Annotated in this window: 15 protein-coding genes; 14 read left to right on the top strand and 1 reads right to left on the bottom strand. The window is 43.9% G+C overall.

Features of this window, described 5'->3' with window-relative positions; translation table 11 throughout:
* The first annotated feature begins 60 nt into the window (after positions 1 to 60).
* The 10 genes from coaBC (at position 61) to spoVM (ending at position 11,450) form a co-directional block, all read left to right on the top strand.
* Positions 61 to 1,275: a bifunctional phosphopantothenoylcysteine decarboxylase/phosphopantothenate--cysteine ligase CoaBC gene (gene coaBC / locus BLR82_RS02500; RefSeq protein ID WP_074597420.1), complete on the top strand. Its 1,215-nt coding sequence runs from the start codon at positions 61 to 63 to the stop codon at positions 1,273 to 1,275.
* The gene (gene priA, locus BLR82_RS02495) at positions 1,272 to 3,680 is read left to right on the top strand and encodes a primosomal protein N' (RefSeq protein ID WP_074597419.1); all 2,409 of its coding nucleotides are present in this window, start codon (positions 1,272 to 1,274) and stop codon (positions 3,678 to 3,680) included. The genes coaBC and priA overlap by 4 nt, the downstream gene beginning before the upstream one ends.
* Positions 3,681 to 3,693: 13 nt before the next feature.
* Complete coding sequence (gene fmt / locus BLR82_RS02490; protein WP_074597418.1) at positions 3,694 to 4,641, top strand: methionyl-tRNA formyltransferase; 948 nt, start codon at positions 3,694 to 3,696, stop codon at positions 4,639 to 4,641.
* Complete coding sequence (gene rsmB, locus BLR82_RS02485) at positions 4,634 to 5,980, top strand: 16S rRNA (cytosine(967)-C(5))-methyltransferase RsmB (RefSeq protein ID WP_074597417.1); 1,347 nt, start codon at positions 4,634 to 4,636, stop codon at positions 5,978 to 5,980. Before fmt ends, rsmB begins: the two co-directional genes overlap by 8 nt.
* A 69-nt stretch (positions 5,981 to 6,049) precedes the next feature.
* On the top strand, positions 6,050 to 6,802 hold the full coding sequence (locus BLR82_RS02480) for a Stp1/IreP family PP2C-type Ser/Thr phosphatase (protein ID WP_074597416.1): 753 nt from the start codon (positions 6,050 to 6,052) through the stop codon (positions 6,800 to 6,802).
* The gene (gene pknB / locus BLR82_RS02475; RefSeq protein ID WP_074597415.1) at positions 6,802 to 8,796 is read left to right on the top strand and encodes a Stk1 family PASTA domain-containing Ser/Thr kinase; all 1,995 of its coding nucleotides are present in this window, start codon (positions 6,802 to 6,804) and stop codon (positions 8,794 to 8,796) included. Before BLR82_RS02480 ends, pknB begins: the two co-directional genes overlap by 1 nt.
* Positions 8,797 to 9,681, top strand: a complete 885-nt coding sequence (gene rsgA / locus BLR82_RS02470; RefSeq protein WP_074597414.1) for a ribosome small subunit-dependent GTPase A — start codon at positions 8,797 to 8,799, stop codon at positions 9,679 to 9,681.
* A gap of 3 nt (positions 9,682 to 9,684) precedes the next feature.
* Positions 9,685 to 10,338 (top strand): ribulose-phosphate 3-epimerase, encoded by a 654-nt coding sequence (rpe, locus tag BLR82_RS02465; protein WP_074597413.1) that lies wholly within the window; start codon positions 9,685 to 9,687, stop codon positions 10,336 to 10,338.
* 320 nt (positions 10,339 to 10,658) lie between these two features.
* A complete protein-coding gene (locus BLR82_RS02460) occupies positions 10,659 to 11,312 on the top strand; it encodes a thiamine diphosphokinase (RefSeq protein WP_074597412.1) in 654 nt (217 codons plus the stop codon).
* A gap of 57 nt (positions 11,313 to 11,369) precedes the next feature.
* A complete protein-coding gene (gene spoVM / locus BLR82_RS02455; RefSeq protein ID WP_035426727.1) occupies positions 11,370 to 11,450 on the top strand; it encodes a stage V sporulation protein SpoVM in 81 nt (26 codons plus the stop codon).
* A gap of 137 nt (positions 11,451 to 11,587) precedes the next feature.
* Here the strand turns inward: spoVM and rpmB are convergent, their stop codons facing one another.
* Positions 11,588 to 11,776 carry a 50S ribosomal protein L28 gene (rpmB, locus tag BLR82_RS02450; protein WP_026570405.1) on the bottom strand — a complete coding sequence of 63 codons (189 nt, stop codon included), beginning with the start codon at positions 11,774 to 11,776 and terminating at the stop codon, positions 11,588 to 11,590.
* A gap of 228 nt (positions 11,777 to 12,004) precedes the next feature.
* Between rpmB and BLR82_RS02445 the strand changes: the two genes are divergently transcribed.
* The 4 genes from BLR82_RS02445 (at position 12,005) to sdaAA (ending at position 15,922) form a co-directional block, all read left to right on the top strand.
* The gene (locus BLR82_RS02445) at positions 12,005 to 12,367 is read left to right on the top strand and encodes an Asp23/Gls24 family envelope stress response protein (RefSeq protein ID WP_074597411.1); all 363 of its coding nucleotides are present in this window, start codon (positions 12,005 to 12,007) and stop codon (positions 12,365 to 12,367) included.
* 115 nt (positions 12,368 to 12,482) lie between these two features.
* Positions 12,483 to 14,147, top strand: coding sequence for a DAK2 domain-containing protein (locus BLR82_RS02440; protein ID WP_074597410.1), 1,665 nt, complete (start codon positions 12,483 to 12,485; stop codon positions 14,145 to 14,147).
* 163 nt (positions 14,148 to 14,310) lie between these two features.
* A complete protein-coding gene (gene sdaAB / locus BLR82_RS02435) occupies positions 14,311 to 14,973 on the top strand; it encodes an L-serine ammonia-lyase, iron-sulfur-dependent subunit beta (protein WP_074597409.1) in 663 nt (220 codons plus the stop codon).
* Between the two features lie 64 nt (positions 14,974 to 15,037).
* Positions 15,038 to 15,922: an L-serine ammonia-lyase, iron-sulfur-dependent, subunit alpha gene (gene sdaAA, locus BLR82_RS02430; RefSeq protein ID WP_026570401.1), complete on the top strand. Its 885-nt coding sequence runs from the start codon at positions 15,038 to 15,040 to the stop codon at positions 15,920 to 15,922.
* Positions 15,923 to 15,925: the final 3 nt, after the last annotated feature.

Raw genomic sequence — 15,925 nt, 5'->3', positions numbered from 1 at the left:
CAATAAATAGACGACTTAAAAGGATCAGCATTCGCTGCTGCGCGAAAGGGGATAACCATTATGGTAAAGGGAAAGAAAATCGTCTTGGGAGTTACAGGAGGTATTGCTGCGTATAAGGCATGTACACTGACGAGCAGACTGACACAAGCAGGTGCTGATGTGAAGGTGATTATGACAGCTAGTGCTGGCAATTTTGTCTCGCCATTGACCTTTCAGGCACTTTCGCGAAATCCTGTCTTTACGGATACTTTTGATGAAAAGGATCCGGCTAAAATCGCGCACATAGATCTGGCCGACTGGGCAGATCTAGTATTGATAGCACCTGCTACTGCCAACATAATCGGAAAAGTGGCAAATGGACTGGCAGATGACATGCTATCCACGATGCTGCTGGCTACTCAAGCTCCTGTTTATATCGCTCCTGCCATGAATGTCCACATGTATGCCCATCCAGCAGTGATTGACAATATGAAATCGTTGGAAGGTTGGGGATATCGGTTTATTGAACCGGGGGATGGTTTGCTTGCATGCGGTTATGTGGGGAAAGGGCGTCTTGAGGAACCAGAGGCGATTGTCGAAGTGCTAAAGAGTGATTTAGAACGACAAACCAAAGAACCAATTTTGAAAGGCAGGCGGGTGTTGGTATCCGCGGGGCCGACAAAAGAAAAAATTGATCCAGTTCGTTATTTCACCAATCATTCAACAGGAAAAATGGGCTTTGCCCTAGCTGCTGAGGCAGCGAAAATGGGCGCGGAAGTAACGCTGGTATCCGGTCCGGTGAGCCTGGCAACCCCTCCAGGTGTAACGAGGATCGATGTGGAAACAGCCGAGCAAATGTACAGGGCCATGATGGACCAATTTGATGGAAAAGATGTCGTCATTAAAGCGGCAGCTGTTGCTGACTATCGTCCGGCCTCAACATACGAGGAAAAAATGAAAAAACAACCAGGTGACTGGACTGTAGAAATGGAAAGAACCAAAGATATTCTGCAAGAATTAGGAAAGAGAAAACAGCAGCAATACTTGGTGGGATTTGCTGCAGAAACAATTCATCCATTGCAGTACGGCAGAAAAAAACTTGAAACAAAAAATTTGGATGCAATTGTCATTAACAATATCAAAACAAAAGGTGCTGGTTTTGGGACAGATAAAAATGAAGTTACCTATATAAATAACCAAGGGTTGGAAAAGACAATAGAACTTGCCGAAAAAACCGAAGTGGCCGGTCACATACTCGAATTAATCTCTATAGCATTAAAGGATGAGAGCCGGTGAACATTGCCAAAGTAGTAGTAGATGTACCCGCTAGTCAAACCAATCGTTTATTCGACTATCTTATTCCGGAGTATTTAATTGGTACGGTCCGACCCGGTATGCGTGTGGTTGTACCGTTTGGTCCCAGGAAAATTATGGGTTTCGTCTTAGAATTGACAGATCAATCGGATTTTGACAAGCTGAAAAAAATTAGTGAGGTAATGGACGTCATCCCCGTGTTGACTCCAGAATTGCTGGAACTTGGAAAATGGATATCGGAGAAGACGCTAAGTTTTTATATTTCTGCCTATCAGGCTATGCTGCCGCAAGTACTGAAAGCAAAATACAAGAAAGAATTGCTGCGTTTGACGAAAGAGGAATTACCGGATCTTTTGGAGGAAATCTTTGCTCATCGAGACACCTTGGCTTACGAAGAATTTGTAGAAAGGCAGGGAAGTCTGGCAGCGTTACAAAAAGCAATGCAGGAAGGACTGATTGAAGTCCGTTATTTGGTTAAAACCAGGGAAACCAAAAAAACAGAAACCATGATCAAAGCGAACCGTAACTTCATGGACCTAGAAGCTGCCATAGCAGAACTTCCTCCACAGGCTTCCAAACAAAAAGAAATCCTTTCCTATATGGCAGATAATTCAGAACCGGTAAGTCAGAAAAAACTGTGTTCCATACTAGGAACAACAAGGGCAACCATCAAACAGCTAATCGAAAAAGGCTTGCTCACTGAGTATCATCAGGAAATATATCGTAATCCTTATGAGGATGAAGATTACGAGCGGACTTTTCCATTGGAATTGACAGAAGAACAAGCCGACGCCATTGCCCCGATTCAAGAAGATATTGCTGCGGAAAAGCACGATGTATTTTTATTGCATGGGGTTACCGGGAGTGGAAAAACAGAGGTATATCTTCAATCAATTCAAAAAGTGATCGAGAAAGGAAAAGAAGCAATCGTTCTTGTTCCAGAAATCGCCCTTACTCCTCAGACAGTACAACGGTTTAAGGGAAGGTTTGGTTCTAACGTGGCTGTTCTTCACAGTGCGCTTTCTGCCGGTGAGAAGTTCGACGAGTGGCGTAAGATTCAACGAAAAGAAGTACAAGTTGTCGTCGGAGCGCGCTCTGCTGTGTTTGCTCCCTTCGAAAACCTTGGGATAATTATCATTGACGAGGAACATGAAACAAGTTATAAGCAGGAAGATCATCCTCGGTACCACGCTAGAGATGTCGCTATCTTCCGAGGGGACCATCATAACTGTCCGGTAGTTCTTGGAAGTGCGACCCCGCTTCTGGAAACATATGCCCGTGCCCAAAAGGGAGTTTATCAGTTACTGTCTTTGACCAAGCGGATGAACAATGCAAGCATGCCAACCGTAGACTTAGTGGACATGCGACAAGAACTCCATGCGGGAAATCGGTCGATGTTTTCTTGGAAGCTGAAAGAAGCGATAGAAGACAGGTTGGCGAAAAAAGAGCAGACCGTACTTTTCTTAAACAGGCGCGGCTATTCGACCTTTGTGATGTGTCGGGACTGCGGACATGTTGTCGAGTGCCCTCACTGCGATATAGCCCTTACTTATCACCGTAACAATGAAAGACTGAAATGTCATTATTGTTCTCACGAAGAACCGATGCCCGTTCAGTGTCCATCCTGTCAAAGCGAGACGATCCGTTATTTTGGTACGGGAACCCAAAAGGTAGAGGAATCACTGACCAAACTTATTCCGAACGCACGGATTATCCGAATGGATGTAGATACGACCCGTAAGAAGGGGGCGCACGAAAAGCTATTGAACCAGTTTGGGAACGGGGAAGCCGATATTTTACTCGGAACGCAAATGATTGCAAAAGGACTCGACTTTCCCAATGTCACACTTGTAGGTGTGCTGGCTGCTGATTCGCTGCTTCATCTGCCGGATTTTCGTGCTGCCGAGAAAACATTTCAGCTTTTAACTCAGGTCAGCGGCAGGGCTGGTAGACACACCTTACCTGGAGAAGTGGTCGTACAGACTTATACACCGGAACACTACAGTGTTGAGCTGGCAAGTCAGTATGATTATCCGAGTTTCTATCGTAAAGAAATGGAGATGCGGAGAGCTTTTCATTATCCGCCCTATTTTTTCTTGACGTTGATCACCGTTTCGCATCAGAATCAGGTGAAGGCAATCGAAGTCACCAAGAAAATCACATTGCTGCTGAATAATGAGTTGTCTCCACAGGCATCATTGCTCGGGCCCACTCCTTCGCCATTGACAAGGATCAAAGATAGATATCGTTATCAATGCATGATAAAATACAGAAATGAACCAGGACTAAGTAAGTCAATCCGAAAAATTTTAGCAATGTTCGAAGAAGAAATCAGACAGAATGATTTATTGATAAACGTAGATATGCAACCCTATCAATTAATGTAGAGAGGAGACTTACATGAAACGAATAATTTTCATGGGCACTCCGGATTTTGCTGTACCTGTCTTAAGACAACTTGTCGATGACGGCTACCAAGTCGTTCTGGCTGTAACACAACCGGACCGCCCGAAAGGAAGAAAGAAAGTAATGACACCTCCGCCAGTAAAAGTGGAGGCGGAAAAATTAGGAATACCCGTCTATCAACCGGAAAAAATAAAAAACGAGTATCAATATGTGCTTGATCAGCGGCCTGATTTGATTGTGACGGCAGCTTTTGGACAAATTTTGCCGAAGGCCCTCTTGGATTATCCGGCTTATGGTTGCATTAATGTCCACGCCTCTTTACTGCCTGAACTGCGGGGAGGGGCGCCAATTCAATATGCGATATTGCAGGGTAAAACAGAGACAGGTATTACGATTATGTATATGGTAGAAAAGTTGGATGCCGGTGCTATATTGACACAAAGAAAAGTGCCGATCGACAGGGATGATCACGTAGGAACGCTTCATGACAAGCTTTCGGAAGCTGGAGCATGGTTGTTAAGCGACACACTGCCCAAACTGTTGGCAGGAGAATTGCAAGCAATTGAACAGGATGAAACGAAGGCAACCTTTGCTCCGAATATCAAACGGGACGATGAAAAAATCGACTGGACCAGACCGATGTTGGAGATTTACAACCAAATACGAGGATTACATCCATGGCCAGTTGCCTTCACTACGTATAAGGAAAAAATCATGAAGATTTGGTGGGCAGAACCGATTGACAGGTCTTTTGATGGCGAGCCGGGTGAAATTGTCGATTTTACGGAAGACGGCATGTTTGTGGTGTGTGGAGACATGAAAGCTGTAAAGGTGACCAGCTTGCAGCCAGCCGGAAAAAAACGTATGGAAACAGGAGACTTTCTTAGGGGAATCGGAAGCAATATCAACTCCGGTGAAAAGTTAGGAGAAGAAAATGGCTAAATATCAATTGCGAAAAACCGCCCTCGAAATTTTGGTGAGAGTGGGAGAGAATGGCGGGTTCAGCCATTTACTGATCGATCAAGCAATACGAAAGCAAGGATTTGATCAGAGGGATGAGGCCCTGCTTACAGAAATTGTTTATGGGACGATACAGCGTAAACTAACTTTGGCTTACTTTTTGGATCATTTTCTGAACAGCAGAAAAAAAATCGATGGCTGGGTAAGATGGTTATTATATATGTCGATGTATCAGATGAACTATTTAAGCAAGGTTCCGGATCATGCCATCATTCATGAATCTGTCGAAATAGCCAAACAAAAAGGGCATCAAGGCATTTCCTCTTTTGTCAATGGTATCCTGCGTACTGTGCAGCGGAATGGTTTTCCTGATATTTCTAAAATAGAAGATCAGGCAAAAAAGCTTTCCATTGAGACGAGCCATCCACTGTGGCTTGTCGAACGTTGGCTCAATATGTACGGGACTGATACAACAGTAAAAATGTGTCGTTCCAATTTACAGCATAAACCGATCAGTGTCCGTGTACAGCCGATGAAGATTACACGGGAAGAAGCATTGCAGCGTTTGGAGGAAGAAGGGTATCAAGTAGAATCATCGATCTTCTCCCCTCAAGGTATCAATGTAATATCAGGGAATGTACTGAAAAGCAGCTTGTTCCGTACAGGAAAACTTACTATTCAAGACCAGACCTCCATGCTCGCAGCGGAAATTCTCTCTGCAGGGCCTGAAATGACTGTACTCGATGCATGCAGTGCACCAGGAGGGAAAACCACCCATATTGCTGAAAAAATGAACAATCGTGGAGAAGTCCATGCTTACGATCTTCATAGCAAAAAAGCAAAGCTCGTATCTAAACGGGCAGTAGAATTAGATTTGACCATTATTGAAGCAAAACAGGCTGATTCGAGAAAATTGGCAGAACTATATGAACCGGAACATTTTGACCGGATTCTGCTGGATGCGCCTTGCTCCGGTTTTGGGGTATTGCGCGGCAAGCCGGACATCAAGTACCATAAAAACGTAAAAGATATTGAAACATTGTCCGTCATTCAGCGTGAATTGTTGGAAAATGTGGCCTCTTTATTAAAAAAAGGTGGTAAACTGGTATATAGCACGTGTACGGTTGATAAAGCTGAAAATGAAACAGTTGTAAAAGAGTTTTTAGCTGGTCACGAAGATTTTCAAGTTGATAGGCAATTTGTTGAAGAGTTGCCTGAGGTCTTACAAAAAGGGGACGGTATCAGTGATTGGGGGCTTCAAATTTTCCCTTACGAGTTTGATACAGACGGATTCTTTTTAACGAGACTGACAAAGAATTAATCATACAAACTAATTACACGTTAGCTAATCGAGCAAACGAAGTTATGCTTGAGGAGAGAAGGTGAGTAAATGAACGGTTATTATTCGACCGATCAAGGGAAAGTCAGGGCGCACAACGAAGATGCCGGAGGCTACTTCAAAAATGCAGACGACCAAGTGCTTGCGGTGATAGCTGATGGCATGGGTGGCCATAAGGCTGGCGATGTAGCAAGTCAAATGGCGACTTCTTTGCTAAGCGATATATGGAGAGAAACAGCTGAGCTTACTTCTCCGGAAACGGCCGAGTCATGGTTGACTGATACGTTGATGCGGGTTAATCAATCTATACTAGATTATTCCCGTAGCCACGAAGAATGTGAGGGAATGGGAACGACCATCGTGTCTGTTATCTGTTCCAAGGATTTCATAACGATAGCCCATGTAGGAGATAGTAGATGTTACCTGATAAACGAACAGGGATTTAAGCAGATTACCGAAGACCACTCATTGGTAAACGAATTGGTCCGTTCCGGCCAAATTTCGAAGGATGATGCTGAACATCATCCAAGGAAAAATGTTTTATTGAAAGCTCTTGGAACAGAAGAGAACATTCAGGCTGACATTCAGTCGATTGGTTGGGACAAAGGGGATAAATTGCTCCTTTGCTCAGATGGTTTGACCAATAAATTGAGCGACGAAGAAATAGAAGAAGTGTTAAGTAGTTCCGTGACGTTGCAAGATTCTGCCCGGCAATTAATCGATATGGCCAATGAACGAGGCGGGGAGGATAATATTTCCGTGGTGTTAGTGGATTATGATTCAGCGGGAGAAGGTGAATCATAGTGCTAAACGGCAGAATCTTGAATGAAAGGTACAAAATAAAGCAAACAATCGGCGGCGGAGGAATGGCAAATGTCTATCTTGCCAGGGACATTATCCTAGAGCGGGATGTAGCCATTAAAGTACTCCGGCTTGAGTATGCCAACGATGACGAATTTATTGCAAGGTTCCATCGAGAGGCGCATTCGGCAACCAGCCTTTCCCATCCAAACATAGTCAATATTTACGATGTAGGGGAAGAAGAAGGCATTTATTATATGGTAATGGAATATGTGGATGGGATGACTCTGAAAAAATACATACAAACGTATGGCCCTATTGCTGTCGATGAATCTATCACGATAATGAAGCAAGTCACTTCTGCGATTACCCACGCTCATGCCAACGATATTGTCCATCGTGATATCAAGCCGCAGAATATCCTGATCGACAGTTATGGCAATGTGAAAGTGACTGACTTCGGTATTGCTGTAGCGTTAAGTGCTACCTCATTGACACAGACCAATTCCGTACTTGGATCGGTTCATTATTTATCACCGGAACAGGCACGGGGAGGAATGGCAAACAAAAAGTCAGATATATACTCCCTGGGAATCGTCCTGTTTGAACTTTTGACCGGTCGATTGCCGTTTTCTGGTCAATCGGCGGTTTCCATCGCATTGAAGCATTTGCAGAGCGAGACTCCCTCTGTGAAAAGATGGGAACCGGACATACCACAAAGCGTCGAGAACATTGTGTTGAAATCAACTACAAAGGACCCCTTTTATCGGTATGAAACGGTACATGAAATGGAAGAAGATTTGGAAACAGCTCTTGACCCGGAAAGACTGGACGAGGAAAAATTTCAGACGCCAGATGAAAATGGGGAAGAAACGAAAGCGATCCCTATCATTACAGAAGACACATTTCAAACAAAGTCGACTGAAGAAACCATCGTGCATGATAATACAAAAAACAATGGCGTAAAGGACAAAAAAAGTAAAAAGCGAAAACGGAACAAGACACTCATATGGGTTGCGATTAGCATATTTGTCCTTTTGGGTGGTGTTATCGCAGCTTTATTTTTCATCCCAGGTCTTTTGCAGCCTAAGGATGTCGAATTAATCGACGTAAGCGGAATGGAATATGAAGAAGCGCTAAGCAAGTTGGATGATTTGAACTTAGAAGTGGAACGGGAAACCATGTTTTCGGATGAAGTCCCAGAAGGAAATGTCATCAGCACCGACCCGGAAGCAGGGACGACGGTGAAAGAAGGGTCCACGGTAACCGTTTTTACAAGTGATGGAAAGGAAAAGGTCACTTTTGACGATTATATCGGCAGGGATTTCAGTCAGGTAGAGAGTCTGCTGGAACAGTCTGGTTACAAAAATATCAATGCGTATGAAAAGTTCTCGGATAGACCGGTTGGTGAGATAATCACACAAATACAACCACAACCAGATGCAGAAGTTGTCCCGGATGAAACCAATGTTATTTTTGAAATTAGTAAAGGTCCTGAAACTGTTACATTGCCATCCTATCAGGGGATGACAGAATCAGAGGCCCGGAAGGCGATTGAAGACGAGGGCTTACGTGTAGCCGTTACAGAAGAGCATTCCGAAGACGTGAAAGAAGGAAATGTCATCCGTCAGAAACCAGAACCATACAGTGATGTCACACTCGAATCAGAAGTAGAAATTTTTATTTCCACTGGTCCAAAAGAACAGCCACCGGTTAACCATTCAGTTACTTTCACAGTGCCTTATACGGGGGATGAGTCAAATGCAGACGACGAGCAGCAGGAAGAACAGCCACCTGAACAGGAAGTGAGAATCTATGTTGGTGATTTGGACAGAGATATAACAGAGCTGTTTAAAGAGGAAACAATCACTGAAGATACAGAGTTCACCATCAAATTGACGATACCTCCCGGAGAGGATGCGGAATACCGTGTCATGCGAGAGGATGAAGTAATAATCGAAAAAACAGTGCCATACGAGGACGGGGAAGGTGACTAAATGACTACGGGCAAGATCATAAAAGCATTGAGCGGCTTTTACTATGTGAAAGCGGAAAATGGCGACGTATTCCAATGCCGGGGCAGAGGGGTTTTTCGAAAAAATAAAATCAATCCTCTGGTAGGAGATATGGTGGAATTTGAAGAAAGTAACCCGGGAGAAGGGTATGTCGTGGATATCAAACCGAGAAAAAATGAACTGGTAAGGCCGCCGGTAGCTAATATTGATCAAGCAATCATTGTGGTTTCTGCGGTTAAACCCGACTTTAGTACACTTCTGCTGGACCGTTTTCTTGTATTGATAGAGTCTAAACATATCGAGCCGGTCATTCTTATATCCAAGATGGATATGCTTGATCAACAACAAGCTGCAGATATTGAACGCTACCAGGAGGATTACCAAAAAATAGGTTACCTGGTGCAGCCGGTTTCCTCGAAACTGGAGGAAGGATTGACCGATGTGGAAAAGACGATAAAAGGCAAAATATCTGTGATTGCAGGTCAGTCCGGTGTAGGGAAGTCTTCATTACTAAATGCCGTCAATCCGCGTCTTAATTTGGAAACAAATGAAATTTCCGAAAGTCTCGGCCGGGGGAAGCACACCACAAGACATGTTGAATTGGTAGAAATAAATGACGGGCTTGTAGCAGATACACCTGGTTTCAGTTCGCTGGATTTCGCGGAAGTCGAATTGGAGGATCTCTCCGATTGTTTCCCCGAAATGAGAATAAGACAGGCAGACTGTAAATTCCGGGGATGCATGCACTTTAAAGAGCCCAAATGTGCCGTGAAAGCTGCAGTGGATGTTGGGGAGATACCGGAATACAGGTATCAGCATTATTTGCAGTTTTTTGATGAAATACAGAATAGAAAGCCGAGGTACTAACTGATGAACACAAAAATAGCACCGTCGATCTTATCTGCAGACTTCGCGAGATTAAAAGAAGAAATTGAAGAAGTGGAAGCTGCTGGAGCTGACTACATCCATGTGGACGTGATGGATGGACATTATGTTCCGAACATAACGATCGGTCCTCTGGTAGTGGAGGCAATCAGGCCCGTAACAAACCTTCCGCTTGACGTCCATTTGATGATCGAGCAACCTGAACAGTATATAAAGCCGTTCGCGGACGCAGGGGCGGATATTCTTACTGTACATCAAGAGGCATGCACTCATTTGCATCGCACGCTGCAACTGATAAAAAATGCCGGGGTGAAAGCAGGGGTTGTCATCAATCCAGCCACACCGGCAGAGTTTATTAAACCAGTCTTACAACAGGTTGATCTCGTATTATTGATGACAGTGAATCCAGGTTTTGGAGGGCAAAGTTTTATATCCGAAGTTTTGGAGAAAGTGAAGACGATCTCAGAATGGCGAAATGAAATGAATCTGGATTTTGAGATTGAAGTGGATGGAGGAGTAAATGCTGAAACAGCGGCGGCCTGTGTAAACGCTGGAGCGAATGTGCTCGTAGCAGGAAGTGCCATTTTCTCAAAAGAAGATCGGCAACAAGCTATTCAGGAAATACGTAATGCATACTGAACAATGCTACTTCTCCTTGTTATAAACCCGACAACCTTCATGCCTCGATGTGGTATTATTTTTCCGCACAGCGGCAGGGCTTATCAATTACGGGGAGAGAGTGCAGGAGCTTTGCGGCATTAGGTAAGAGGTTGAGATTTGAACAAAAGCATATAGGGGCCAAAACATAACCGAACGATGATTCGAAATCCTAGACCTTCGAACTCGTTCGATTTCTTTTTGATTCTAAGAAAGATGATCCTTCCATGAATGCCGTGCTGGAAGGCTGGGGTGGTGGAGTGAAAAATACCGATATTAACTGAAAAGGAGCATAGCATAATATGGCAATTGGAATCGTAGGAGGGGGTCCTGAAGACTATGTCCCCGACTTACATGCATATCCGAATATCACATGCTGGATTGGAGCCGATAAAGGGGCTGTAACGCTCATTCAACAAGGACTGAAGCCTGATTTGGCTCTAGGGGATTTTGATTCCGTAACAAAGAAAGAAATGGAAAAAATTCGTGTCCATGCCCGCGAAGTAAAAACATTTCCGCCGGAAAAGGATGAAACCGATTTGGAGTTGGCGGTAATGGAGGCGCAGGAACGGAAGTCTTCATCCATTTATTTCTTTGGTGTGACCGGTGGACGATTGGACCACAGCTTGGCCAACGTTCAGCAATTATACAGATTGGAGAAACAAGGAATCAAAGGAACCATCATCGATAAAGGGAACCAAATTTCCCTTGCTTTTCCCGGGACTATTCAAATAAGGAAAGATGATATGTACCCTTATATTTCTTTTCTGCCCTTTACAACGAACGTAAGCGAGTTAACATTGCAACATTTCTATTATCCATTGCAAAATGGGTACCTGGAGTGGGGGTCCACTTTATGCATGTCTAACCAGCTTCTTTCAGAAAAAGGTACTTTTTCTTTCAGTGAAGGCATATTAATGGTTATAAAGAGCCGTGATGTACTTATAGATGAATAAAGTCATATACGAAACAAAGTGACTGCGCAGCCATCCGGAAAAGAGGAGGGGGATTTCATGAAGTTTTATACCTTTAAACTCCCGAGGTTCATAGGAGGATTCGTCCGAGCACTCATTGGTACCATTAAAAAAGATTGACCAGCAGTTGAACAGAAACACACGACTTTTATTATGAAAAAAGCAAAAAAGCACCCTGTTTGGGTGCTTTTTTGCTGTCAATCATTTTTAATAACGCATGGGTACTGCGGGAGCCCCAGCACGATTGAATGTCAACCTTATACGCGTTCTACTTTACCAGATTTCAAAGCACGAGCAGAAACATATACACGTTTCGGCTTGCCGTCTACCATAATGCGCACTTTTTGAACATTCGCTTTCCAATTACGTTTATTTGCGTTCATGGCATGAGAACGGGTATTACCTGAACGAGTTGTACGACCTGTAACAACACATTTACGTCCCATGTTTATCCCTCCTAAAACCGTAAATATCTTCACATACTTATACAATTTATCACATGACATCGAATAATGCAATTATAGTTTTCTGGGCGATATCAAGAAAATCAGCTTGACAGATAGTATGTTTTCGTCCATTGTATAAAGGGGTTTGCATATTGTGAAACTGCTTTCATTTTGACTTATGTTATAATAAAATTACTTTAGACTTTCTAGAAACAAGGAGGAGTCATGATGTCCATTGAACTCACTACAAAGGATGGTCACGTAACGATAACCAATGATGTTGTTTCCACCATTGCTGGGGGAGCGGCAATTGAATGCTATGGCATTGTAGGAATGGCCTCTAAAAATCAACTTAGAGATGGATTGGCAGAAATTCTTCGAAAAGAAAACTTTTCCCGGGGTGTTGTAGTAAGACAGGATGGGGAAAATCTTCATATAGATATGTACATTATTGTCAGCTATGGAACAAAAATTTCCGAAGTGGCCCATAATGTCCAATCACAGGTGAAATACACACTCGACAAGACATTGGGACTGTCTATCAGCTCAGTAAACATTTATATCCAGGGCGTTAGGGTAACGATTGATTAAAAAGAATGATGCTGTGAAAAATTCACGGCTTATAAAAAGAAAGACAGGAAACCAGCCGTTTACTTGAAAAAGGTTGGACAGCTGTCCAGTTTGTGGATAGAAGGAGGAAGTTTTAGTGACGGTACGGACAATAGATGGTGCTGCTTTTGCCCAGATGGTATTGGCAGGATCTCAGCACCTGACGAATAATGCGAAAATGATTGATTCTCTCAATGTATTTCCAGTACCAGACGGAGATACAGGGACCAATATGAATTTATCGATGACATCTGGGGCAAATGAGGTTAAAAACACCGATTCAGATCAGGCTGGTGAAATTGCTCAAGCTTTGTCTAAAGGGTTATTGATGGGGGCAAGGGGTAACTCAGGAGTTATTCTTTCTCAACTTTTCCGAGGGTTCGCCAAAGGCATAGAAGGAAAAGTTTTGTTGGATGCCGCTGCATTTGCTGAAGGCTTCGACACGGGTGTTAAAACGGCCTATAAAGCAGTTATGAAACCGGTTGAAGGAACCATTTTAACAGTTGCCAAAGATGCAGCAGCTAAGGCGGCGGAGGCTGCACCGGTAACAGAAGACCTGACGAAATTTTTGGAAGAGGTGCTGGAGGAAGCGAAGGCATCATTGAAGCGGACGCCTGAATTGCTTCCTGTATTGAAAGAAGTCGGAGTAGTGGACAGCGGCGGCCAGGGATTGGTTACAATTTATGAAGGAATGCTGGCTTCCCTAAAAGGAGAAGAACTCCCTGAATCAACTGGTTCTACCGTTGATTTAGATGACTTGGTGAATGCCGAGCATCACAAAATGGCACAAGATTTCATGGATACAGAGGATATTACCTTTGGATATTGTACAGAGTTCATGGTCAAACTGGAAGAAGAAAAAATGAAGGACCACCCGTTCGAAGAAGAGACTTTCCGCAATGAACTGGGAGAACACGGGGATTCCCTTTTGGTTGTGTCTGACGATGAGATCGTCAAAGTTCACATCCACGCTGAATACCCTGGAGAAGTTTTAACGCTTGGTCAACGGTTTGGCAGCTTGATAAATTTGAAAATTGAAAACATGAGGGAACAGCATACCTCGATTGTCGGCGAGAAAAAGAAACAAAAGGCTTCCGAGGATCCAGCTGAATATGGGATTGTTACAGTTGCCATGGGAGACGGACTCAAAACATTGCTGGAAAGTCTGGGAGCGACGGTTGTCATCCAAGGCGGTCAAACAATGAATCCAAGTACACAAGATATTGCGGATGCGATCAAACAAGCTAATGCCCGTAATGTGATTGTGCTTCCAAATAACAAAAATATTGTCATGGCAGCAGAACAGGCTGCCGATCTTGCAGAAGAAAATGTAGCTGTCGTTGCCACGAAAACCATCCCGCAAGGTATGAGTTCTTTGCTGGCTTTTCATCCGGATGCTACAATCGAAGAGAATCAGACAAATATGTTGGAAGCGAGCAAACATGTGAAAACCGGCCAAGTGACCTACGCTGTAAGAGATACTCAAATCGACGGTCTTGCTATCGAAAACGGCAGTTTCATGGGTCTTGCGGATGGGAAAATCAAATCCACCAATAAGGACAAGCTTACAACTGTAAAGGATTTGCTCCAGGAAATGGTAGAGGAAGAAGATGAAATTGTAACCATTTTACAGGGCGAAGACGCTACACAGGAAGAAGTGGAAGCCCTTGAATCCTTTTTAGAAGAGAACTATGAAGACTTGGAAGTAGAAATACATGAAGGCGGTCAGCCGATATATGCATTTATCTTAGCGATCGAATAAAACCAAGGCCCTCCTCTCGTCCGGGATGAGGGCTTTTTTTGCCCGTTTCCAGCTAGTAAATAAGGAATTCCGGATAGCCGTCCATTAATGAAATTTATTGTGTATAATTGGCTGGTATTCATGTCCGGAAGCCTTTACAATAAAAGGGGAAGGAGATGGAAGTATGAAATACAAATCTGTGTTTGATATCATCGGTCCGGTAATGGTTGGTCCTTCCAGCTCGCATACTGCAGGTGCCGCCAGAATCGGAAGAGCTGCAAGGAATTTGTTCGGAAGGGAACCCGCATGGGCGGAAATCCATCTTTATGGATCGTTCGCCAAGACATATAAAGGGCATGGAACGGATGTTGCTATTGTCGGTGGTTTATTGGACTATGATACGGACGATCAGCGGATGGGCAAGTCGATTCAAACGGCTGAGAAAAAAGGGATGAAAGTCTCCTTTCATGAAGATGAAGCTGCAACAGAACATCCTAATACTGCCCGGGTTAAAATTGGTGACGCTGAGGGCGACCTAGAACTTGTCGGTATTTCTATTGGTGGAGGAAAGGCGGAAATTACAGAATTGAATGGATTCGAGCTGCACTTATCCGGCAACCATCCTGCTATTCTTGTAATGCATAATGATCGACATGGCGCAATTGCTTCTGTTACCCAAATACTTGCCAAGCATGAAATCAACATCGGCCGGATGGAAGTTTCGCGGAAGGATATTGGAAAAGAGGCGCTCATGGTTATTGAAGTAGACCAAAACGTAGAAGATAAAGTAATGCAAGAACTGGAAAATGCTTCCCATATTCTACAATTGTCAAAAATCGTAGATTGATAGAGTAGACATCAGGAAACGCGCAACTGTCAAGCGCTATTATCAACGGAGAGGAGTTTTACATGTGTTCCGAAATGCTGCTGAATTAGTTGAAATTGCAGAAAATGAAAACATTAAAATCTCAGAAGTGATGATTCGTCAGGAAATGGATGTAAAAGATAAAACACGAGAAGAAGTTTTCGCCCAAATGGAAACCAACTTATCGGTAATGGAAAAAGCAGTAGAAGAAGGACTGCAAGGAGTTAAATCTCATTCTGGCCTAACTGGCGGTGATGCCGTTCTCTTGCAAAAGTATCTACAGGAGAAACAACCGTTGTCAGGAGAGCTTCTATTGGATGCAGTAAGTAAGGCTGTTGCTACGAACGAAGTGAATGCAGCCATGGGAACGATATGCGCCACCCCTACTGCCGGAAGTGCCGGCTGTGTTCCGGGTACCCTGTTCGCAGTTAAAAACCGTCTTCACCCGACAAGGGAAGAAATGATCCGTTATCTATTTACTGCCGGCGCATTCGGTTTTGTCGTCGCCAACAATGCTTCTATTTCAGGAGCGGCCGGTGGATGTCAAGCTGAAGTAGGCTCTGCAGCTGCGATGGCGGCGGCAGCAATCGTGGAAATGGCCGGAGGTACGCCACAGCAAAGCGCGGATGCTTTTGCCATCACGTTGAAAAACATGCTTGGTCTTGTTTGTGACCCGGTTGCTGGACTTGTAGAGGTTCCCTGTGTAAAACGAAATGCTGCGGGTGCTTCCAATGCTATTGTTTCAGCGGATATGGCGCTGGCCGGAGTTACAAGTCGTATCCCTTGTGACGAAGTGATTGGTGCCATGTACCGGATAGGGAGAGCGATGCCCTCGGCTCATAGAGAAACGGCTGAAGGCGGATTGGCTGCTACACCTACGGGAAGGGCTCTAGAAGCCAAGATATATGGAATTCCTATGAAGAAAGAGTGAATA

It is taken from the genome of Sediminibacillus halophilus (assembly GCF_900103695.1).
GTDB classification, from domain to species: Bacteria; Bacillota; Bacilli; order Bacillales; family Amphibacillaceae; genus Sediminibacillus; species Sediminibacillus halophilus.
The sequence above is the reverse complement of the archived record's forward strand: the minus strand, read 5'-3'. Positions and strand labels throughout refer to the sequence as shown.